This is a genomic window from Arthrobacter sp. FW306-1B-F12A (genome assembly GCF_058781865.1).
In genome coordinates this window covers 1-704 of record NZ_JBYSXD010000117.1, presented here as the reverse complement: position 1 = coordinate 704, position 704 = coordinate 1, and the positions used below count along the sequence as shown (strand labels likewise).

Annotated in this window: 1 protein-coding gene; it reads right to left on the bottom strand. The window is 63.8% G+C overall.

The window, feature by feature from the left end:
- The coding region (locus AC3WJU_RS22470) for a GntR family transcriptional regulator (RefSeq protein WP_492260930.1) at positions 1–665 on the bottom strand (665 nt) is incomplete at its 3' end.
- Positions 666–704 lie beyond the last annotated feature (39 nt).

The following is a 704-nucleotide window of genomic DNA, read 5'->3' as shown; positions in this document are numbered from 1 at the left end:
ACGGCGAGGTAGTCGTGGACGGCGCGCTGGGTGTTTTCAAGGAGCGTTCTCATGGCCGCTGATGCGCCTTCCTCATCCTTCGCGCGGGCAAGCTCAACGAACCGCTCAGCAAACACCAGGGCTTCCCTCTGGGGTTCCCAGCTCGGGATCCGGAACACGATGCCGCGGAACCGCAGTGACCGGCGCCAAAGCATCGCCACGATGTCCCGGACCGTTGCACTGGGGCAGATATCCATCATCAGCTGGTACAGGTGCAGAAGAGCTATGTAGAAAGAACGTGGATCCCCGACGGCCTGCCGCATCTCCTCGGTGATGGCAACGGCCTGCTGCACCTGTTCCTCGGTTGCATGCAGGACGGCCATGGCCGCCATCTCGGGCTCGATGAGCAGCCGGGTCCGGTAGAGGTCATCGGCGACATCGGGGTCCAGTTCGGCCATGATCGTCCCGCGCCGGGGACGGGCTTCGACGAGGCCTTCACTGGCGAACCGCACGAACGCCTCGCGCACGGGGGACCGGCTGACCCCCAACTGGGCGGCCACTTCATTCTCACTGACCCACTGACCCGGCCGAAGGGCGCCGCTGACCAGCTGCTCGGCAAGCCATTCAAAGACCCTGTCCGAGAGCGTGGGATCCGTAGAACCGGGCTGATGCGGATTAAGAAGCATGGCCGTATCCTACCACTTGACACGTGGCAGCTGGTATTC